At 42.3% G+C, this 21,020-nt stretch carries 21 protein-coding genes and 3 pseudogenes; 16 read left to right on the forward strand and 8 right to left on the reverse strand.

What is annotated here, in order from left to right; all coding sequences use genetic code 11:
* Window positions 1–86: 86 nt before the first annotated feature.
* Window positions 87–566: a hypothetical protein gene (locus C942_RS09235; protein WP_036799437.1), complete on the forward strand. Its 480-nt coding sequence runs from the start codon at window positions 87–89 to the stop codon at window positions 564–566.
* Window positions 567–1,243: 677 nt separating this feature from the next.
* Window positions 1,244–1,675: a GNAT family N-acetyltransferase gene (locus tag C942_RS09240; protein WP_007464985.1), complete on the forward strand. Its 432-nt coding sequence runs from the start codon at window positions 1,244–1,246 to the stop codon at window positions 1,673–1,675.
* A gap of 305 nt (window positions 1,676–1,980) precedes the next feature.
* Here the strand turns inward: C942_RS09240 and C942_RS09245 are convergent.
* Window positions 1,981–3,012 (reverse strand): annotated as a pseudogene (locus C942_RS09245) (IS630 family transposase).
* An 80-nt stretch (window positions 3,013–3,092) separates the two neighbouring features.
* On the opposite strand from C942_RS09245, the gene C942_RS25740 reads away from it, so the two are divergent.
* Both C942_RS25740 and C942_RS09255 read left to right on the forward strand, forming a co-directional pair.
* On the forward strand, window positions 3,093–3,344 hold the full coding sequence (locus tag C942_RS25740; RefSeq protein ID WP_157372594.1) for a T6SS effector amidase Tae4 family protein: 252 nt from the start codon (window positions 3,093–3,095) through the stop codon (window positions 3,342–3,344).
* A gap of 384 nt (window positions 3,345–3,728) precedes the next feature.
* Entirely contained in the window at window positions 3,729–4,184 is a 456-nt protein-coding gene (locus tag C942_RS09255) for a hypothetical protein (RefSeq protein ID WP_036799443.1), read from the forward strand.
* A gap of 269 nt (window positions 4,185–4,453) precedes the next feature.
* Here C942_RS09255 and C942_RS09260 read toward each other — a convergent pair whose 3' ends face one another.
* Complete coding sequence (locus C942_RS09260) at window positions 4,454–4,684, reverse strand: hypothetical protein (protein ID WP_157372595.1); 231 nt, start codon at window positions 4,682–4,684, stop codon at window positions 4,454–4,456.
* 234 nt (window positions 4,685–4,918) lie between these two features.
* On the opposite strand from C942_RS09260, the gene C942_RS25500 reads away from it, so the two are divergent.
* The 3 genes from C942_RS25500 to C942_RS09270 are packed head-to-tail and all read left to right on the forward strand — an operon-like array spanning window position 4,919 to window position 6,262.
* On the forward strand, window positions 4,919–5,170 hold the full coding sequence (locus C942_RS25500; RefSeq protein WP_157372596.1) for a hypothetical protein: 252 nt from the start codon (window positions 4,919–4,921) through the stop codon (window positions 5,168–5,170).
* On the forward strand, window positions 5,145–5,885 hold the full coding sequence (locus tag C942_RS25320; RefSeq protein WP_007464996.1) for a hypothetical protein: 741 nt from the start codon (window positions 5,145–5,147) through the stop codon (window positions 5,883–5,885). Before C942_RS25500 ends, C942_RS25320 begins: the two co-directional genes overlap by 26 nt.
* Entirely contained in the window at window positions 5,882–6,262 is a 381-nt protein-coding gene (locus C942_RS09270) for a hypothetical protein (RefSeq protein ID WP_036799485.1), read from the forward strand. The genes C942_RS25320 and C942_RS09270 overlap by 4 nt, the downstream gene beginning before the upstream one ends.
* 400 nt (window positions 6,263–6,662) lie before the next feature.
* Here C942_RS09270 and C942_RS09275 read toward each other — a convergent pair.
* Window positions 6,663–7,850, reverse strand: a pseudogene (locus C942_RS09275) (IS4 family transposase).
* 221 nt (window positions 7,851–8,071) lie between these two features.
* Here C942_RS09275 and C942_RS25050 point away from each other — a divergent pair.
* From C942_RS25050 to C942_RS25055, 4 genes are all read left to right on the forward strand, one after another.
* Window positions 8,072–8,281, forward strand: coding sequence for a hypothetical protein (locus C942_RS25050; protein ID WP_157372597.1), 210 nt, complete (start codon window positions 8,072–8,074; stop codon window positions 8,279–8,281).
* Between the two features lie 104 nt (window positions 8,282–8,385).
* The gene (locus tag C942_RS25615) at window positions 8,386–8,508 is read left to right on the forward strand and encodes a hypothetical protein (protein ID WP_269744764.1); all 123 of its coding nucleotides are present in this window, start codon (window positions 8,386–8,388) and stop codon (window positions 8,506–8,508) included.
* On the forward strand, window positions 8,505–8,858 hold the full coding sequence (locus tag C942_RS09280; protein ID WP_036799446.1) for a hypothetical protein: 354 nt from the start codon (window positions 8,505–8,507) through the stop codon (window positions 8,856–8,858). Before C942_RS25615 ends, C942_RS09280 begins: the two co-directional genes overlap by 4 nt.
* A 39-nt stretch (window positions 8,859–8,897) precedes the next feature.
* Window positions 8,898–9,077, forward strand: coding sequence for a hypothetical protein (locus C942_RS25055; protein WP_157372598.1), 180 nt, complete (start codon window positions 8,898–8,900; stop codon window positions 9,075–9,077).
* Between the two features lie 245 nt (window positions 9,078–9,322).
* Here the strand turns inward: C942_RS25055 and C942_RS09285 are convergent, their stop codons facing one another.
* On the reverse strand, window positions 9,323–9,775 hold the full coding sequence (locus tag C942_RS09285) for a hypothetical protein (RefSeq protein WP_036799448.1): 453 nt from the start codon (window positions 9,773–9,775) through the stop codon (window positions 9,323–9,325).
* Window positions 9,776–10,069: 294 nt separating this feature from the next.
* A pseudogene (locus C942_RS24635) lies at window positions 10,070–11,471 on the reverse strand (PhoX family protein); the annotation flags it as partial.
* 237 nt (window positions 11,472–11,708) lie between these two features.
* On the opposite strand from C942_RS24635, the gene C942_RS09295 reads away from it, so the two are divergent.
* Entirely contained in the window at window positions 11,709–12,080 is a 372-nt protein-coding gene (locus C942_RS09295; protein WP_007465002.1) for a cupin domain-containing protein, read from the forward strand.
* A 420-nt stretch (window positions 12,081–12,500) separates the two neighbouring features.
* Window positions 12,501–14,078 (forward strand): BCCT family transporter, encoded by a 1,578-nt coding sequence (locus C942_RS09300; RefSeq protein WP_036799451.1) that lies wholly within the window; start codon window positions 12,501–12,503, stop codon window positions 14,076–14,078.
* An 83-nt stretch (window positions 14,079–14,161) separates the two neighbouring features.
* Here C942_RS09300 and C942_RS09305 read toward each other — a convergent pair whose 3' ends face one another.
* The 3 genes from C942_RS09305 to C942_RS09315 form a co-directional block, all read right to left on the reverse strand.
* On the reverse strand, window positions 14,162–14,905 hold the full coding sequence (locus C942_RS09305) for a 3'-5' exonuclease (protein WP_007465007.1): 744 nt from the start codon (window positions 14,903–14,905) through the stop codon (window positions 14,162–14,164).
* Window positions 14,905–16,785, reverse strand: coding sequence for a DUF294 nucleotidyltransferase-like domain-containing protein (locus C942_RS09310; RefSeq protein ID WP_007465009.1), 1,881 nt, complete (start codon window positions 16,783–16,785; stop codon window positions 14,905–14,907). The genes C942_RS09305 and C942_RS09310 overlap by 1 nt, the downstream gene beginning before the upstream one ends.
* 138 nt (window positions 16,786–16,923) lie before the next feature.
* Entirely contained in the window at window positions 16,924–17,667 is a 744-nt protein-coding gene (locus tag C942_RS09315) for a helix-turn-helix transcriptional regulator (RefSeq protein ID WP_007465011.1), read from the reverse strand.
* 254 nt (window positions 17,668–17,921) lie between these two features.
* Here C942_RS09315 and C942_RS09320 point away from each other — a divergent pair, with 254 nt between their 5' ends.
* The 3 genes from C942_RS09320 (at window position 17,922) to C942_RS09330 (ending at window position 20,920) form a co-directional block, all read left to right on the forward strand.
* A complete protein-coding gene (locus tag C942_RS09320; RefSeq protein ID WP_036799455.1) occupies window positions 17,922–18,443 on the forward strand; it encodes a GNAT family N-acetyltransferase in 522 nt (173 codons plus the stop codon).
* Window positions 18,444–18,661: 218 nt separating this feature from the next.
* Complete coding sequence (locus C942_RS09325; RefSeq protein WP_007465016.1) at window positions 18,662–19,714, forward strand: hypothetical protein; 1,053 nt, start codon at window positions 18,662–18,664, stop codon at window positions 19,712–19,714.
* Window positions 19,715–19,828: 114 nt separating this feature from the next.
* Entirely contained in the window at window positions 19,829–20,920 is a 1,092-nt protein-coding gene (locus tag C942_RS09330) for a hypothetical protein (protein WP_007465018.1), read from the forward strand.
* The last annotated feature ends 100 nt before the right edge of the window (window positions 20,921–21,020 follow it).

A 21,020-nucleotide genomic window follows, 5' to 3' on the forward strand; every position in this document is an offset into this window, starting at 1 on the left:
TTTGTTGGTTCAGTGGGGCACACCTTATTGCAGGCGTTAGCTCACCGAGTTAAATTTTTATTTTTGTAGTAAATAGGAATTTTGTTTTGGAACTATGGATTAGAAGATACATTGGTATTGCCTTGGTTGGTGGTGGGGTGCTTGGATTAGCTACAGTTGTTGGCTACTTCTCTCAACAACTAGAATTAGCGCAATGGGCTCTTCTTTTAGCTATCTGTATTTTTTATATATGGTCAACAATCATAGGAGTTCTCGTTTTAGAAGGTAAAAGATCTAGAAAGGTGATGTATCAAGCATTAACTATTCAATTGCTTCAGATACCAGTAGTTTCTTTGCCAGTAATTACCTATCAAGTAGCATCTGGATTTCACCTTGATTTTATCTACAGCACCCTGCAGAACTTTTATTTTTCCGTCAAGATTGGGTCTAAGTTCAGCTTAGGTTTCCTGGACGGTGGGCAAGTGATTGTTATTGGGGTTAACCTCGCCGCACTCTTAGCATCTGTGTTATTTGTAAAATACGTCATTCCATCAATTGAAGTGTCTTCAAGCAATGAAAGCGTATAGCAAGAGCTAACAAGGCCATCAAGTGTGACGCTTTACACTCGGCAGTTTTGGTTTGAAGTTCAGTTGGCTTGGTGAGTTCAGTGGGGCGCACCTTATGGCTGGCGTTAACTGCCTGAGTGAAAGTGACAGCTAATCAAGATTAATCGAAACAAACGTAAGCACATTCAAAGAAACTACCATTATGATAAGGAAAATGAACTGGAACTATGTAACCTGTTCATGTCAATGGAATTTATTGTATGGATATTAATTGGTTAAAAGACCGTATATTGCTTCTGTAAACAGGTGTTAGTTGCTCAGTTCTTGTGTTGGTGTCATGGAGATATTTTGGAGATTACATACATGTAATGCTTTTAGCTCTTGCCACCTATGTATCAATAAGAGATCTTATAAAAAAGCAAAGAATCATTATTTCCTTAACTGTTTTGTGTTTGATTGTTGCTTCACTGATTTCTCCATACATATCAATGTGGTTTGGCAGTTAACAAAGCAATCAAGGTGATGCTGGACATTCGGCAGTTTTGGTATGAAGTTCGGTACGCTTTGCTGGTTTAGTGAGGGGCACCTTATCGCAGGCGTTATGTGGCCCACAAGTTAGTGTACATTCAGCATTGATTGCGTAAAATGCGGTTTCGCGGCTGCACATGTCAGTAATATAAGACTTAAATGAGAATTTTATGATTGTTGAAAATGTGCTTTCTGAAAATTATGCAGAAATGCTTAAGGTTTGGGAAAATTCAGTCCGAGCAACCCATGACTTCATCACTGATGAGGACATAGAGTTTTTCAAACCTATTATCATTGAGCATGCGTTCCCTGCAGTAACTCTACGTTGTGTTAAGAATGAATTTGGTGCAATTATCGGTTTTCTTGGCGTACATGAGCAAAAAATCGAGATGCTATTCATTCTAAACGAGGCTAGAGGACAGGGTGTTGGAAAGCTACTGTTATCATATGCAGTTAATAAACTTGCAGCTACTAGTGTTGACGTAAATGAACAAAATCCTCAAGCCGTTGGTTTCTACCAACACGTGGGGTTTAAAGTAGTCTCGCGCTCACCTTTAGATGATATGGGTAAACCATTTCCTATCTTACATATGAAGTTATAAAACTCGGTTTCTTGTAATCGTGTTTGTCAGAAGAAGCACTTAAGGCTAATAATCTTAGGTGCTTCCGTTTATCTATAGTCTTTAAAAATCAGCCACATAACAAAGGCATCAAGGTGACGCGTTACACTCGGCGGTTTTGGTCAGGGGTTTAGTGTGTTTTGCTGGTTAAGCGGGGCGCACCTTATCGCAGGCGTTATGCCACAATTTAAAGAAAGTAGTATTCAAGGATGAAAGAAATGAGATCAAATACAGTGGCGATGTTGGTGTTTTGGTTTGCAATAGCTAAATAGCTGATCCTAATACTGCTACATTTTTTGAAGCCCATGCCCACCTCCAGGAAATGGTGATACGTTATCCATAAAGCGTTTTACTCGTTGTAAAAGTGCCCACATGTATTTGCATCTGTGATTGCGCGTCACCGTTTCATGAAGTGCATTCCACAAGCGTTCGATTACGTTTATCCAAGGTGAATACACGGGCTGGAACAGCAGAATGAACTTCGGATTTTTGCTTAACCACGCCAGTGTTTCTCGGCTTTTATGGATGATGTAATTATCCAGTATTAAGGTAATGGTTTTAGCGCCACGATAGTGTCGCTTAAGCTTTTACAGCATGGCTATAAATAGTTTCGAGTTTTTTCTGAGGCTACTCACATATAGGACTTTACCTGTTGTGGCATTCAGTGCTCCAGCAAGGTAATGTTTCTCATTGCAGCCAGGTGTTACAACTCGCTTTTGTTGGCCTTTCATACACCAGTCTGCTCCTATTTTTGGGTTTAAGTCGATATCGGCTTCATCGTCATAAAAGACGGGGTTTCTTGCTGAGCAGTTTTCTAATGCTTGAGTGATTTTTTCCAGCTTTTCAGCACGATGTGGGTCGCATATACAAAGAGTTGGTGCTGCACGTCGCCAGACAATACCAGCCTTTGGCAACCATCGACGAACAGTTGAAGCCGCGACTGACGAGCTGAAAAGTCGGTTGAGTTCTATGGTCAGCAACTCAGTGCTCCAACGACTCCGTTGGTAGCCCAAATCTTGAGGTGATAACTGAATGAGTACTGTGAGCATGATAAGCATTTCATTCATAGGTAGATGGCTGGGTCGACCAACAGGTAACGATTTTAGTCCGTCGATTCCACACTTGGTATACCAGTTAATCCATCGACCGATGGAAGAACGAGCAGCGCCAATAATCTTATGAACTTCGACGATATTTTTTCCTTCATGGAGAGCAAGAAGAGCGATTAGACGTCGAGCAAAACCTTTATCGGATGTCGATTGAATCGCTTTGTGCATTCTTCGACGTTCTGGTCGAGGGATCGGTGCTATGATTTGCATGGCTCAGTCCTCTTCGTGGATTTGTTTATGTCTGACAACTGATCAGATCGCACAAATTGGACTGAGTTCCCTTATTTCTGGTGATCTACTATTACGAGCAGCTATTTAGTAATTTTTCACGAGAACTTTCTGGAAAGACCGGAATTGTTTTCTTTAAGGATTTCTGGGCGCGTAACCATGAATTGTTTAGAAATAGAACGGGTGATCATATTGATCTATGGAATGGTTCGCGTTTAACCGATTGGCGAACATGGTTTGTTATTTCCCCAATGTTTAATGCAGGTGAGAATTACGGTAAATCTAAAGAAATATGGTTTTGGTCTATAAAATGAAAAAGTGGATGAAAATTTTAATTTGTTTGATAGTCATTTGTTCTGCTGTATGGGTTATTTATCTATTCATAATTGATGCAGCTTTAAACTTGTTTCATGTTTCTTTAAATCCAGATGACTATACAACTTATTGGTTTAGTATATTCATCATTATAGAGACCATCGTAGGAGGTGTAGCAGTGTTCGTTTTGAGAAGGCGACTTTAGAAATTTAACAAAGCAATCAAGGTGATTCTGGACACTCAGCGGTTTTGGTATGGAGTTAAGTGTGCTCTGCTGGCTCAGTGGGGCACACCTTATTGCAGGCGTTATGTGAGTCAATTATGTTGATAAGGTTAACATTATCGATTTAAAATAATAATTCTTATTTTAATGGATGTGACTTATGTATCTAAAGAATGCCATGGTGCTTTCTTTTTTGTTAGCTTCTAATGCTGCGTTAGCAGAACCAACTGCTCTCGTTAAACAGGCTGCCGAACACGGTATAGAAAAGTGTGAAGCCCTTCTTAAAGCTGTGGGAGACTTTGTTCTTGAAGATGGTCTTCATAGTACGCTCGCTAATTATAATATCGATCAGCCTGACAGTCGATTGTATGCAACTTTTAGTACAGAGGTATACACAGTTGGAGACTCTCATGTCAGTGTTGTAGTCGCTCCTACGTCATTAGGTAAATGTGATGCAACGTACGTAGAGACATGTAAAAAGTTACGTGAAGAATCCTTTTCAGATTGGACGTATGTGGGCAATATGCAAAACAACAGTATTTCATTGACAAATGATGATGGTTCGATATATGCGTATTTATCCTCTCAAGAGGGGGGATATTTGTTTGGTATCTAAACGGGAAGTAATTTACGAGTAATCACATAACAAAGGCATCAAGGTGACTTTGTTACACTCGGCGGTTTTGGTAAGGAGTTTGGTGCGCTTGGTAGGTTAGTCGTGGCGTACCTTATGCCCCTAAAAGCTAAGTGTTTTTCACTCAAATGCTTCGGTGTTCAAGAACACCAACCCTCAGGCAATTTCGTTCATCAACCGGCTGCTCCTTGGGGGCGTCGAAATGTCAGTTGTTAGTGTATTTGTTGCCATCAGCATCGAGTTGTTTGGCTTCAGTTCAACACGCGATGTCCTTTGTTTGAAGCGGTGACTCCCTCGGCTATCAGTTTAGTGCTTGCAGCCTGTGTAACTCCGCATTTGTTGTCATGCAAATCCTGTGTGCTTAAAGTCGCAGATAATTCAGTAGGAATATTGAAGTTGGTGATTGCTGTGAGTTCTGTCGCAAGCACGTTGCGCGTTGCTTGTTTTGCTGCCAGGTTAGGGAAGTATTCTTGGTGCGGCATAACAAAGGCATCACTCAGCATTTTTAGTATGGAGTTTAGTGGGCTTGGTGAGTTGGCCGTGGCGCACCTTATGCCCAGCGTTATGCGAGGTGAATGTAAGCAATGAAATTACCTTTCAAAAATTGAGTTGTGAATGCGAAAATTGAAAGGAGTTGAGGATTGTTTTTATGCACTGGTATTACTATTGGGTAGTGTGATTTCTAGATATTAACCAATACGAATTATGGGTGTTAAATGAGTGAAATAATCCTTTGTAATCAACCTCTAAGTTTGGAAGCTTTAGAGAAGAACTGCGGCATTGATATTACGGCAAATGGTCATAGTAATGAAATTAAGAATATTGAAGCCTATTCACCATATGCTTTAGGTGAGTTATCCGCAACTAGCAAAAAGCTACTGACTTACTTAAGGCCAAAAACTATTTCACGTAACTTAACTCATTTGTCATTATCGTTAGGTAGTGACAAATGTAGTCAATGTATCTGATGTTACAGCTAAATTGTCTGAATATAATGTCGGGTTGCTTGGCGCTTCAACCAGTGTATATGCTAATAGAGTTGGCGGCTTTGTTGGCGATGTTAAAAGTTATCAAAATGCACTTATGGAGTATCAAAAAACATTAAAATCACATTCGGTTTTAAGAAATACAGCAAAGCAAAAAGCTTACCGTGCATTTAATAAAATGCAAAAAAGTTTTCAACATGAATTATCTGTTGTTTCGGCAAAATCTCGTTCAAGAAAAGGAACTCCTTTAACTAATCCAGTACGAGCTGCAAATATAATACGTAGCAGCCGCAATGTAGCTAAATTAAACCTTGTTAATGATGTACAAGCTAACAATCTAATTCGATTTACCAAGCATACAAAACTATTGGGTAATGGGTTAGCTGTGATCGATTTTGGCAGTAGGGTTGGTAATATTCATACTAGTTATGTGGCTGGAGACAATTGGGAGAGAGAGCTATTTATTGAGTCTACTAGTTTTGCTACTAGTGCCATAGCTGGTACTGCTGCAGTAAATGTTGGAACAGCTGCACTAGGTTTCTTGGTTGTCGCGACTCCTATCGGTTGGGTTGGATTGATCGTTGGTGGTGTTGCTGTTGCAGGAGTTTCAGCAGGTGTATCAATGGGTGTTAATAGCTATGTGAAAGAAAACTCTGGTGACACCTATGATCAAATTATGAGATGGTTAGGTTTATGAGTTCAATCGAATCATTAATATTTGCTGTATTATTATTGAATAGTTTTATTTGTATGGTGCTTTACATTGCATTTGGCCAGATAACGGTTAGAAAATTGAGGCGGAACAAAAATACAAAAGATAGTTTAGGCATCGAATACGCTAGCGGCTGGGATATTATAAATGTAGCTCAGGCTTTATCTTTACCTACGTACGTCATACGTAAATTAAGACGTAGTTCTTTATCACCTTTATATGCGGATCGAAAAGTTTTAATTGAAAATACTACTAGGTTTGATCGATTGTTGGCTTTTGTCTTTTACTGGTTATTAATGTTTACTGGGGTCTCATTACCTTTACTCGCATTAGCTGATTACCTGGAGCTGTTTAGTGTTTAATTTAGACAACTCTCGCATAACAAGGCCATCAAGTCGACCCTTTCCTCGTGGCATTTTGGGTATGATTTGGCTTTTGTGTTTATGGTGGTCGGTTTTGTTATGGAGCGGGCAACTTATGGCAGGCGTTATGGCTTAAAAGCACAGGCAACGTGGTGTTCGCTTTAATGTCTGCGGATCAAGCTTAGCGGCTATTTAGCCGAACTTCTCGGGCGATATAACTGGTTCGAGGACGGGATGCGTTGATCGTTCACCACCCATGTTAGGACAGCGCACATGGAAATGCCTAACAAAGGCATCAAGGTGACTTGTTACACTCGGCAGTTTTGGTATGGAGTTTGGTGCGCTTGGTTGGTTAGTCGTGGCGCACCTTATGCCCGGCGCTGTAGGATCCCCATAAATTTCACGCATGATAATTGCTCCTCGCCATCATAGTTAATTCTTGTTGTGCCCAACGTAATGTTGAATCTGTAATGTGATATTCCAGCCTTCGAAAGACTTCTTTGCCGAGCCTGACGAACGATAATACGCGTCGTTTTTTTAGCGTATTAGCCTGGAAGTGGCGGTGCCAACCAGCATGTTCGGCAGCAATGCCGAACCACCAATAGACCATGCAAAGAGAGAAGGCCGATCAGTAATAGGATATCGAGACGCTTTGTGTCGTTGGTTCGGCTTTGACGCGGATCGAAGCCGTATTGCAGGCTTCGTAGATCCCGGAAAGTCTCTTCAATTTGCATGCGCTTTTCATAGATTCGGACGATACAGCGGGAGGAGAAGATGTCAGTTGGGATGTTAGTGGCGAGTAGCCAAGGTTCCTTTGCTGATTTTCTATGAACGGCTTGTGCAGTGAAGTGCTCTCGGTCTCTGTGCCTGTTTTTGCGTTTTTTAACCGTTTGTTTCTTGAAGAGATGCAGGTGGCAGAGTAATGGTTTTCGTTTGGCCAGTTGGGTCAATCCAATGTACTTGGGTTTATTATTTGCCTTTTAAACTGTTGCTTAATGTGATGTCACTGTTTGTTATAAAATGTATTTACATCTGTGCGAACGTGTCCAGGATAGCACCACCCCATCGCCTCTACCTGCCGAAATCAGGTGTTCCGAAAACCAGCATCAGTGACAATAATTGGTATGACATGCGAGGGTAAAACGGCTTTAAAGTTATCAAGAAATGTTTGGTGACTGCGGGGAGAGTTGTACTGTTTAAAGGTAAATGATTGCTCAAATAGGGTGACCGAACGACCATCTACAGCAACGGATGCCCTGAGTACCATGAGGCGTTTATATTCCCGGATATCAGCCCAGTCGACGAGGACGATTGGCTGCGGGTTAACTGAGCAAACTGTGTGGCAGTGCCAGCGATAAATATCTAGCTTGTCTCGGTGTAGATGACAATTACCCAATAAACGATCAACCCGCTTTATACAGTGCTTGGCTTTGGCTTTAGAAGGAAGAGATCTGCCAAGCGAGGTTAGGGTCAGCGCATCGTTATTTAGCAGAGCTTTCACCGAATCCATCAGTGAGTGGAGTCGCTTTTTGTGAATGTTCGGGCATTGTTCACTAAGGGAGTCGTGTAGTATTTGAATATCACGCATCTTGTTTTCTTCTTTTTATTGTGGTGAATCCATTAGATCAGAAGGCAAGGAGCGTGTCTACTTATTGAACAGTAAAGGAATTTTTTGGGGATTACTACTGAGTGCCAGGCGTTACATGCGAAGTGACTCTCAAGATATTTATTTATATCGCCACACAGCTTTACCTTTCTCTATTAATGAGTATTTTCATCTGTTAGTTTTAGTATTTCGTAGGTGAATCTATGAAAATTATCTTTAGTATCGAAAAAGGAAAATTATCATTAGCAACACCGTGTTTCTTAATGGTTGTAAATGCAACTAGTGGGCGTGGTGCTTGTTTAAATAAGGCTTCGAAGGCATGTCAGGCTAAGTCTTATGAAGGATCATTGCCAGTTGGAATGTATTATATCAATCCAAAAGAATTGAGTGACCCTCATTTGATCGGGATTTAGCTAGACGCACTCAAGGTGATTGGGGAGATTGGCGTATACGACTTCATCCAAAACCGACAACGAAGACATTCGGTAGAGATAACTTTTTCCTTCATGGTGGTGATATGAAAGGGTCTGCGGGATGTATTGATATTGGCGGGGGCGTTTTAGGTAATCAAAATACAGATAAGATACTTAGTTATATAAAATCTAGTAAAGTCAAAATTGACGTGGAAGTGATTGAATGAAAAAGTATTTATATCTTTTGTTCGTTATTTTTCCAAGTGTTACTTTTGGTGAGTTGTCAGATAAGACTCCATCTTACGGAAGCTTTTGGTTAACAAGTATCATTATTGGGTTATTGTTTCTTGTAGCATCATATAAGTTGCGATACTTCCATTATTTTGGCCTGCTTGTGACTATTTTTATGTTTTTGGGTGTTTATGATCTGTACTCAGAACCATCTTTTAGAAATTCTGTAATGGATGAAAAAGGAGAGTGGTATTTTTATCATGGGTATATATCGTCACTTCAAGTATTTATACTTTCTGTAATTGGGCGAGTTTTAAGCAAAATGAAACCTAAACGTAACTCATGAAGCTAATTCAAACCGGACGAATGTAACAAGGCAATCAAGGTGACCGTTACACTCGGCGGTTTTGGTGTGGAGTTAAATGTGCTTTGCTGGCTCAGTGGGGCACACCTTATCGCAGGCGTTAGCAGTACCGTCGCTATATCTGAAACTGCTCATGATTTACAGAAATTCATGAGCAGTGTAATCAAATTATTTGATGATTTTATTTCTTTAAATCTTTAAGTGAATGCCAGATGTTTTGTCCGATAGTAATAACGAGTAAAAGGTAAAATATTAGATTTTTTAATTCATTGTCAGCTGTTTCCCAGCGCCAGATCATTGCTGACAATATTGCAATCAAGGTGGTTATTCCAATTATCTGATTTTTCATGATTGAAAAAACCTTGATGTGTTTAATGTTGAGCGATGGTCTTTTTCAGTGGTAGCCTTTTCAAGTTCCTTAGCATTGAAGTAAATACATCTCAAAATTACAAAAGTGATCCAGTTGTCACTGCTGATTTTCTTTTTTTTGGTGGTTTTTTTACTATATCTTTAATGCTAGTTGCTGATGCTCCAAGTCCTAACATACTTGCCATAGTATTTAATTGAGAATGAGATTTTATATCTGCTTTAAGTTCGTCATTTGTTAATGACCATATTCCCCATTGTGGGTTAACAAAGGTTGTGTCGAGAGTTCGATTTATTAACTCTCCAACTAAGGCACGTTTCTTTACAGAGCGAATAGCTTTCATTCCATCTCCGCGTTGATGTTGATTAAGGTGCCGATATAGAATCATATAGCAAATAGCTTCTACTTCTTTTTCGCCAGCGCCAACCAATAAATTTTTAGGAATAGATGTTATCTGGGCCAGTTTTGTTAGTTGTTCTTGTGTCGTTTTTGGCAGCCGATAAGGTAAATCTTTGATGGTTACGTTAGTCATGTTGATTCTTTGCTACATCAAATTTGCTTTAATGCTTCTATTTTTGTGCGTTGAGGTCAACTGACTTGATATCTAATGCTTGACAATTTAGAACGACTTAACATTGAGCTTTACTTCAGTTACATTCTACTCTTACTATCAAGTTTGAAGTGCGACTAAATCGGTAGGTATTCATTGATGAACTCCTGTGTTGTTTTGACGTCAATTCGCTTACGTGGCCTAGTATTTAGCTGGCGGGTGATAGTGTTACATAATTTTTGTGTAACTAAAGCCCATGAGGCTCCTTTAAGAAGGAACGGCCGGGTTACTAGCAATAAGGTAAAAATCCCATTCAAAGTTTTCGGATGTATGGTCGCCTCCAGAAGGTTGCCAGCGAACAATATGACCATAAGGTTTTTTTCTCCCTGGGGTTGACGGCATCAACCGGTTGGTTGGCTTTTATGCCACGGTATTTATTGTTAATCAGAGTGCAGACGACATGTCGGTTTTGGGGATGAACGGCTACCCATTCCGGACGATCCATTGTTGTTGCTCCAACCAGTGTGGCGGCTTTACGTGCAAATATTAGCTCTTCTCCTTGATCGACAAAGCCATTTTCTTTGGTCAGGCCGTTTTTACCCCAAGTCAGCTCAACCCATTTACCACTTCCTTTCAGTTCGTCTTCTATTGCTTCAAACTTCGCGACATAAAGGGTGCCGTCTTCCAGTAAGTTACGGTTCGCTTGTGGCTTTGAAGTGTCATATTTATTCTTCGAGACGAATTTATACAGATGTTCACCACGCTCATCATTGCCGAGGTACACAATTACATGACCGTCGTTATTCAGGGGCAATGCAGCATTTTCATGTTTGAAATGGCCAAGCACGGTGCGCTTCTTCGGGGTTGAATTTGGGTTCATCGGATCGATTTCCACAACTCAATCAAAGCGGTGTGGCTAATTAATGTTCTCACCCAAATCGAATCGCTTATCGAACTTGTACCATTGCTAACCTGCATCTTGTGCTGAAATGCCGTATCGGGCGTAATTACTGTCAAGTGCCGGTTCGCTGTTGGATCGTCTGTGGTTTTCAGTAGTTGGTGACCAGCAGCTGGACCTGTTATTTCCATCTCTGTATTGGTTGTAATACGGCAGTTAAGGTGACCATTCTTATTGACTATCCCGTTACTGTTCATATTTGCCGGTTCGATAATTGACACACCATGAGTGGCTTTAGCTTTCCTTACATCATCGGTCGTCATCTTTTTCCCCTGATGGGCAAAAAGGTACTCATAGTTCGTGTACTCATCATTAACTGATAATACCGCGCGATCTTTGCTGATCTGAAAGAAAGTCATGCCATCGTTGTTATCACCGAACTGACGAGCCAGAGCTTTGCTGTCATTGTTTTGATTGAATGAAGGGGCGCCATTGAAGGCAGGATCACCCCATGAAATCAGAACTTCATAATCATAGCCTTCCAGGACAATGATGGTATCTGCGGTAGAAGCAGATACAGCTTTAAATCCGAGTAAGGCATTTTTGTTTTGGGCTGCAATTGCTTTGGCTATCGGAGTCGTTGCAAAGAAAGCAATGGTACTTCCGGCGGTTGCTGACTGCAGGAATCGCGACGGTTAAGTGATGTATTAATAGTTTATTGAACTCAGGCTCTTCATGGCGAAAGTGTGTTTTTTGAACATTTTGATCAAATTGGCTCATAACAAGGGGTCCTTTATGTAGTACTGACTATTTCTTATTTGTTGTGGTTTGTTTTAGATGCTATTCGTTGAGTATTAAAGTTGGTGAATTTGTGGTGAAACTTTTCTGCATGTCATTGTTTGATGACTTTACTCTCATAGATAAAGCAAACTTTGTCGGCGGAAGGGTGGGTTTTGCTCTACATTATTTTTAAGACATATAAAGGTGTTACTTATCTCGCTCCGGGGAGGCGAGCCGATGGCAAAGTATGCGGTCAATTATTGGAATGCATTATCAGGAGCGAGCCATAATCGTTGGCATGCCGTTGATGGGACTGACGGTATGATTGAGCAGGTGACCCTGAGTATGGACAATGAAACGGGGGACTATACACGTCTCACTCGATTTAAGGCAGGAGCTGACACTACACCTTTCGGTGTTTATCAGCATACCTATCCTGAGGAAGTTTTTATTATCTCTGGTCGATTGTACGATCAAACCAATAATATCTGGCTGGAACAGGGGCATTACGCTAATCGCCCGCCTGGTGAGCCACACGGCCCATTTCTGTGTGAGCAGGAATGCATCGTGTTGGAAATTTCAATGCTGAGTCAGTCAGGCCAAACTTAATGGCTCTTGTTCTTTCTTGCAGGAAATATGGACATTTCTGCAGTGTATCATTTTCCTAGTTGCTTTTTATATGTCGATTCATTCAATGTGACTCTTTGCCCCGTATTTTACAAGGTTTGTTGTTGAGGAGGATAAGATTTTTGTGCGTTTTTTTGGGGTAAAAGTCGAACTGATGAAGTGAATCGTTAGAGTCGTAATTATTTTGAATTACACTTATTTTGTTAGAGTGCGAAACATTAGTTTGTAAATTTATTACTGAAAAGTGGGTTAAATTGGCTTTTAGTGCTCGAGTTGTGCACAAAAGAGGCATATTTCCAATTAAACTTGACACTTTGACTACAGAAATGGTTTGATCTGCGCGTTCGAAAATTATTTATAGAGCTAAATATTCTTGGCTGAGGGTTTGCCAAGTAGGGTTCAATGATGAAAAAAGTTGATAAGTACAGTATAGATAATACTGACTATACGGTTGGGCAGGATAACATCCAGAAATGGGGGTTTGATGTTCATAATCCGGTTTTTGGTACAAGTGCTGGCTTGATTGTTTTGTTTCTGATTGCGGCATTAATTAGTGATCCTGTTACGGCTAAAGCAGCCTTGAACGGGGTGAAAAACAGCATAATTAATAGCTTCGATGTTCTTTTTATTTGGTCAGGAAATATTTTTGTTATTTTTTGCCTGGCACTTATTTTCTCACCTTATGGAAAAATCAGAATTGGCGGTAAAGGGGCTGAAGCTGATTATTCTCGTACTTCATGGCTGGCGATGTTGTTTGCTGCCGGCATGGGCATCGGTTTGATGTTCTGGAGTGTGGCCGAGCCTGTTGCTTATTACACCGGTTGGTATGAAACGCCACTGAATGTTGCGCCGAATACACCGGAAGCAATTAAAGTTGCTCTTGGTGCCACCATGTATCACTGGGGTTTCCACCCTTGGGCCATTTATGGCGTTGTAGCACTTTCTCTTGCCTTCTTTGCCTACAATAAAGGCCTGCCTCTTTCTATTCGTTCTATTTTTTATCCGCTGCTTGGTGACCGTGTATGGGGTTGGCCTGGTCATATCGTTGATATCTTCGCGGTTCTTGCGACGCTGTTCGGTCTGGCAACTTCTTTGGGGCTGGGGGCACAGCAAGCTGCAAGTGGTATCGAGCATGTCTTTAACTTCCAGGGTGGCATTTCCCTGCAAGTTGCTGTAATCGTGGTTGTTACTTTACTGGCTGTTATTTCTGTTGCTCGTGGTATTGACGGTGGCGTTAAACTGCTAAGTAACATCAACATGCTGGTAGCACTTGCTTTGTTGGTGTTTGTTGCTTTGGTCGGTTTTGCTATCTCTATGGGCTCGATCCCGACAACACTGGCTGGTTATGCGGAAAACTTCTTTGCGTTGAGTAACCCGCATGGACGAGAAGATCAGACCTGGATGCACGGTTGGACTGTATTCTACTGGGCGTGGTGGATTTCATGGTCACCATTTGTAGGTATGTTTATCGCTCGTGTATCTAAAGGCCGTACTATTCGTGAGTTTATGGTTGCAGTGCTGATTGTTCCGACATTGATCACTGTGATTTGGATGTCTGTATTTGGTGGTCAGGCGATTGAGCAGGTTGTCGATGGTGTTGGTAGTTTAGGTGAGAATGGCTTGACATCAGTTTCGTTGGCGATGTTTGAAATGTTTGAAGCTTTGCCTTTCAGTAACGTACTGTCTGTGATTGCGATCGTATTGGTCATGGTATTCTTCATTACCTCTTCAGATTCTGGCTCCCTAGTGATCGATAATATTACCGCTGGCGGTAAAATGGATTCACCAATGCCTCAGCGTGTATTCTGGGCTGCCATTGAAGGTGCAATTGCCGCAGTGCTGCTTTACGTTGGTGGTACAGAAGCGATCGAAGCCTTGCAGGCCGGTGCTATCTCCACCGCATTGCCGTTCACTATCATTCTGTTGCTGATGTGCGTTAGTCTGTTAATGGGCTTTAGTACTGAACGTTTTCGTGATTAATTTTTCAATCATCAGATAACAATAAAAACGCCGCTGTTTACAGCGGCGTTTTTTTATCTTGGTAAGTATCATCAATGACAATGCTATTGCCAGATTTCAGATAACGGCGTTTCCGGTGAAAAGTAATGAGCAATTTGCGCTTGTAATAGTTCAGCGGTCGCCAGAGCATCGGTTAGCGCGTGATGTGGCTGGTAAGCTGGTAGACCATACCGTTGGCGTGCTTTGCCTAAACGTACAGATCCCGGTTTCCTTCCTTTTAAACGGTTCCAGACACCGCCATAGAGACGCTGTTGTATAGCGGCTTCAATGGCAAGTGTATCAATAACCGGGAAGCGAATACCTTCATTAATCCTTGTTTTAAGTGCCTGGTCCATGAATTCCCGTTCGATTCTTTGATAATGAACGACAACAATTTTGCCAGCCAGCGCATCAAGTACACCTTCAAGAATTCTGAGTAAGTCCGGGGCTTCGCTTACTTCTGAATCTGTGATGCCATGAATTACTACAGATTCTTCTTTAAGTGGGCGGTGTGGATTCACGACCCAGTGTGCTGATTCTCGGCAGCGGATGCGATTAATATCGAACGGTACTAACCCGATACTGATTATTTCATCTTTCTTTGGATCCAAACCGGTAGTCTCAAAATCGAGAGCAACAAATTCGACATCCTTTAACGGCGTATCTCCGCTGACAAGTTCTGTGTTGTAGTAACGCTTTAATCGCGCATCCTTAGCTTTATCATGCAGTGTAGAAAAGAATGTCGGCCAGTCCGGTGTATTCCGGGTATTAATCAGTGACCGGGTCTTATCAAAATTTTCTTTGTTCATTAACGTCTGTTGCCCTGATAGCGGAACTTAATGAAGTTCTGTGCATTACTTAGAATTTGAAATGCCGCCTTCAGGTTTCTGCGCTCGAAGTCAGACATATTTTCCGGCTCGATACTGTTGTCTGCTTCAATGCCGGCTTCAATATCCAATGCTTGGTGGCGGATGCGAACCATATAGATAAACTCCATCGCATCACGTAAATCTTGTCCACGTCCTTTAGGTAGAATACCGGCTTCAATAACATCATCCAGCCGCTCAAAGGAGTTCTGAGAACGGGAACCGACAGCAAGGGCATGAACCCTGATCAAGTCGGCAAGCGGTGCTGTGCCACGTCGTTTAAGGTTGATCGAGTTATTGTGGCGTCCGTCTTTCTCCATCACGAAGTCTTTGAAAAAGCCCAGCGGCGGTGTCCGGCGAATGGCGTTACGAGCGAGACAAGCCAGGAATCGGTTATTTCTTCGGGCACGGCGAACAATGAAGCTGTTCAGTTGTTCTGCCCATTTCTCCCGTCCCCAAACACCGTCAAGGTCGAAGAAGATCGAGCTGTTCAGAAGCGCTTGTGGTTTTGGATTGTCTATCCAATCGGCAAAACATTCTTCCCATTGCTGGCGGGTTTTGCGCCATTCTGGGTTGGTTGCCATGACTTCGCCGTCGCAATAGCTGTATCCGCATGCAGCCAGGCCGTCACAGACAAATGTTGCCAGCTTACTGAAGTACTCGCCGTGTATGCGCTCGTCATAACTGTTATCCAGGATCAGGGCATTGTCCTGATCGGTAACAATCAATTGCTCGTCACGGGCCATTGAGCCCATTGCTACAAGGCAATACTGGATCGGAGGAGGACCGAGCTCTTCTTCTGCCAATTCCGCCAGTCGTTGTTTGAAACTACGGCCGATAACCGACATTGCGCTGCCGACCATATGGGAGTTGGCATCTTCATTGACCATGCGCACAAAGCAGTCTTTAACCTGCTCAGACAGAGACTTAAGATCTTCTACGGTTTGCTGCTGGAAGATGGCACTAACCAGCAACAGGCTGCTTTGTGACTCATAACGAACGATATCAGTAAGGCCGATGATACCTATCGGGCGTCTGTTTTTAAGGACGGGAAGGTGATGGACGTTATAACGCAGCATGGTCAGCATAGCTTCAAAAACATATGCGTTATAGTCCAATGAAATGACCTCGTTGGTCATCACTTCAGAAACAGGCGTCGACACATCAATGCCGCAGGCAAGAACCCGGGTACATAAGTCACGGTCGGTAATAATCCCTACAAGATGATCACCGTCGTCGTCATCATTGTTAGCTTCAGGATCAACCACTAGAAGACATGAACTACTGTCCTCCGCCATGGTTTGCGCGGCAACCTGAATAGATTCATCGCGAGCAATCATCAGCGGATCTCGGGTCAGCAGGGTGCGGACTTTCGATGTTGTCAGGTCGTTGGCATCGCTCTGGTTCGAAACGACGTTTCTTAATCTTGCACTTTCTTCGACCTCGACAAAGTCGGCAAAACTATCGAATTCGTCATAAAGGCTGTTAAATAAGTCTTCTGGAATACAGTAAACAAGGGTGTCTTCAATGGCCTTTGCCGGCATGCGGACGCGATTGTTCATCAGCAGCCCCATTTGTCCGAACAGGGCGCCTTCATCAATACGGTTGTAGAGTTCCCCTTTACGGCGGTAAATTTCAACCGCGCCGCTGCGGATCAGAAAAAGGTCATGGATTTCATCTCCGAAATTCAGAATCATAGTACCGGCTCGGTAGTAAGAAACTTCAATCTGCAGGGCTATATGCTGTTGTGTTTCTTCGGGCAGGCTTTCAAAAGGAGGGTACTGGCTGATAAAACCAAGTATTTCAAGTTGTTCTGCTTCCATGACGCGATCCGTATTTGGGTCAAGAATATGTGGATTTAGTGGGTATAAGTATACCCTGAATAATAAGCGGATGCTTTTATATTCAGCCCTTTAAGGTTGATTTACTCGGCTTTTGACAGCAAAAAAAGTGAGGTTGGATCAGTCGCCGCTGTAAATTTTATGCAGTAGCTGGTTCTGATGCCTGCAATCGGTTTTACGCAAAATACTTTTGATTTGCGATTTGGTGGTTTCTTTGGATACCCCCCGCATTTCGGTTATTTCACTGCCGTCATAACCCTGTGCGAGCAGGGATACGACATGGTGCTCAGCTTGCGTAAGTGTTTCCGGTAGTTTCATCATGCTTCGGGTTATCGGAGAGGAGCCATAGAGGCTTTCGAGTTTGTCACGGGCGATAAAATACTGACACCACGGAACCAGTTGTTCCAGAAGCTGCTGCATCATCATTTTACTTCTATGGCTGAACGGTTGTTGATATCGGTGAAAGGTAATTGCCAGCATTTGGCCGGGAGCAACAGGGTAGAGCCCACTGATTGAATAACGAATACCAAGGCGTGGAACCATTTCCTCCCGAAACCAGCCGTCATAAATATGTTTTAGTGGCAGCATTTCTTGTAACTGTATCATTTTTCCGGTCAGGGATTGGCTGATGTAATGCTTCAAATAGGCATCATCATTGCTGTGACGTAGATAAAACTGGTAATCACCTTCTTCGATACCATGTCGCAGTGTCCAGAATTTTCCGGCATTAGGAGGGCTTCCCCAAAATAACAGGCTTAAATCAGCACCAAGATGTTCACCGATTTGTTTAACTATCTTGTTCAGTTCAATTTCGGTCTTGCCTGCTTCCAGTAGCGCCTTGACCCAGATTTGCGTTCTGTCCATGAAATCAACCTGGCTGTTTTGTGATTATCATGTTTATTGTTATTAGAATGGTAGATTTAAGTTGGGCGAGCAATTATTTACTTTGAGGATGTGATCTAGGCTGAAAATTGTTCACTTTTATCTTTAAAGTTGTTAATAAAGTATCTTGGAGGTGAGCTTCAGGATTATCAGGTTTCAATCAAGGTAGTAAGAAGTGAATAGTTGGTATGAAATTTTGAGTGCAATCATTAATGGAAGGAGCCATTGTTAACATAATGAAATTCGTAAACTGTAGTTTTGAAAATCACGCTGAAGCTATTTTAGCTATCTTTAATGATGCGATTATTAACTCAACCGCATTGTATGATTACAAACTAAGAACAATGGAAAATATGATTCTATGGTTTGAGGAAAAAGAGAAAGGTCATTATCCAGTGATTGGTCTTGTGAATGAAGAAGAACAGTTAATGGGTTTTGCCACCTATGGTCGTTTCAGGATGCAGCCAGCGTTTAAATATACTGTTGAGCATAGTGTTTATCTGCACCGTGACTTCAGAGGCCAGGGCATAGCAACGTTATTGGTGGAACAGCTAATCCAACAGGCTAACAGGCAGGATTATCATGTCATGATTGGTGCGATTGATATGGAAAACTGCGGTAGTATAGCCCTGCATCAGAAGTTAGGCTTTATTCATAGTGGGACAATTAACCAAGCTGGTTATAAATTTGGCCGTTGGTTGGATTTAGGCTTATTTCAGAAGATACTAAAAACGCCGAAAAAACCGGAAGAGGGATAAAAAAGGATAGTAATTAATATTGTTGAAAATGTGATTTTGGAATTATTGTGATGGGTTTATAAGCGGTCATTGTACATTCGGGTATGAATATATACTCCATAATGATATTGATAATGTGATCTTTTTATAAAAGTTGTCATTTGCTGTTATTTCTTATTTGCCGGAGAGTATTAGAGCTTCTACTCTTTTTTTGTCCAATAACAACGGAAATAACAAAAATGAAATTACTGACTAAGGGAATCGTTACTGCGTTAGCGGCTTTCTCATTTTCTGCAAATGCAGCAATAGGTGAACATCCAATAATTCTGATTCATGGTTTTCAACCCGGCCAGCTCCAGTCTAAACCGGACAGTAAAGCGGTTGAACAAAATGGAGCGGATTACTGGCGTGATTTTTGGCTGGCGAAAGCGGATGATCGGATCGACTGGCCATCTCAGGAACGTATTGCCGGTAAGATCTCGACTGATTATGTATGGCCAAAGCTACAGGAATTATCCCGAAACAAGACATGCGCCAACGGCTGTATTTTTGTTACTCATTCTACCGGTGACCTTGTTGCAAGATATGTTCTGGATAATCAGGCAAACTGGCTGGAAAACGCTGGGATGGCGCCGCTGAATATTGTGGCAACTTTTGATTTTGCCGGTGCTGGTGGTGGTTCTGAGTTAGGCGACTTGGCCGTTGGTGTTGCTGAAGGCAGTGGCTGGATGAACGCAGCACTTAAATCTGCAATCAAATTGTGGCTTGGTGAAATTCCAGACAGTAATAATACTGGTGTGTTAAACGATTTGAAGGTCGCTAATGCCCGCCAGTTAGCACCGATGCCAGACGGTCGTATTCCGCGGATCCGTTTTACCGGTGACGGTTCAGATTATTTCAAACTGACCGGAGGATTCCTACCGGGCCATGATGATGGTGTGGTGGCTAGCCATTCATCTTGTGGAGCCAGCGTAGCAGGAGATTTCAGCAGTTGTTCAGTCAGTGTTGACTATGACGGTAAGCTGGGCACACAGGCGAAAGGTGTCAGTGATTTTATGCCGAATCATTTCCCGTTATTGATGGGTGATGGTTATAGTCACAGTGGTTTGATTAAGAGTGCACACAGTGGTCAGGTAACGGCTGCTAACCAACAAGCTCTGTTGACTGACGGAACAAGATTGAACGTTAACACAACTGACGAAAAATACTGGCTGACAGGTAATTACTATCGCTATGTCGATGGTTCAGACAACCAGACAATGTCTCAACTGGCAGCTGGGTTGCTTCTGTAACTTACTGTCATAAATACGGGTCAGGGAGCACTCTGTTTCCTGGCCTGTATTCGTAAGAGCTAATCTTATTTGAAGAAAGTATCTTTTGGCGATAAAACCAATTACAGAAAATTTATGAGTGATCAAAAACCTGTTGTGTTTCGTGTGGCTTTGGTATTGCTGGCCAGTGCCGCAGTTTCTTATTGGTATTTGGACAGCAAAGAGGATAGCAGCCCTCAACACGAAGTTGTTGCTCAAGCAGACTTAAAGGATTCCGGGCATAAAATAAACACAATGGCTCAGTCGGAAGTTAGCGCAGTTAAACCGCATTCGGCAGTGGGTAAAACTCCTGCAACTCAAGAGAATGATAAGCAACTTGAACTTGAAGTTGTCAGCAAGCAATTTAAAGCCATATCAGAATATTACGAAAATGAAGTGAAGTTTCCGCCTTATTCGCAACCCATTTCTGAGAACAACCTGAGCTATCTGGAGCCTAATCGTTTTAATGTTGTCGATGTCCCGGTGTTGGATGGCAACAGCACTGCATCTTTGTCGTTGGATAAGTTCCGGTTTTTTTATCCGGAGCCGATAACTGTTACTTTGAATACAAAGCTGGTAGTTAGCAACATTCACTTCGAGTTTTATGAGCCAACGACGAAGGAGGTATTTGCATCTCAGCAGACAGGAGAAAAGTCTGTCATTGTCACGCCTGATGAAAACTGGCCTCAGGAAATAAGAGTGAAAGCGATGGTCGATTTTGAGCAGGGCAGTGATATTTTGCTGACTGATTTTAATTTCTTTGTTCCGGCTGCTTATTTGTTATCTGCTGGTGCGCCGATTTCACAGGGAGCGGATATGGTTATCCCTCTGGTGATTGATGTAAAACAGGCAGGAATTTACCGCGTTCGGGCGAATCTGTATTCCAATGACGGTAAAGTCATTGCTGCACTGAACAGCAAATCACGCTTGGGTCAGGGGCAAGAATCATTTGAGCTTAAAGTTCATAACAGCGTGTTGAGTGGTACGGACGGGCATTATCAGCTCCGTAACTGGGTAATAGAAAAGATGTCGGGGTTTCCCGGTGAAAAAGCCAGTTTCGGGGTAAGTGAACAAGATGCGATTATATTGGAGCCTTTTGACCCAGCGTCATTGAGCCAGGAACCTTATACGCCAAGTCCGGAGGAGCAGCAGAGACTGGATTTTCTTCGCGAAGCTGCGGCTCAGTAGGGTGCTTCAGCAGGCTCAGCTTATCTGCTCACATGAATGCCTGTCAGAAGCGGGTCAATTATGTATAAATAATATTCACTTAACGCCATATTTGTGGGAA

Origin of the sequence: Photobacterium marinum (assembly GCF_000331515.1) — a bacterium.
GTDB classification, from domain to species: Bacteria; Pseudomonadota; Gammaproteobacteria; order Enterobacterales; family Vibrionaceae; genus Photobacterium; species Photobacterium marinum.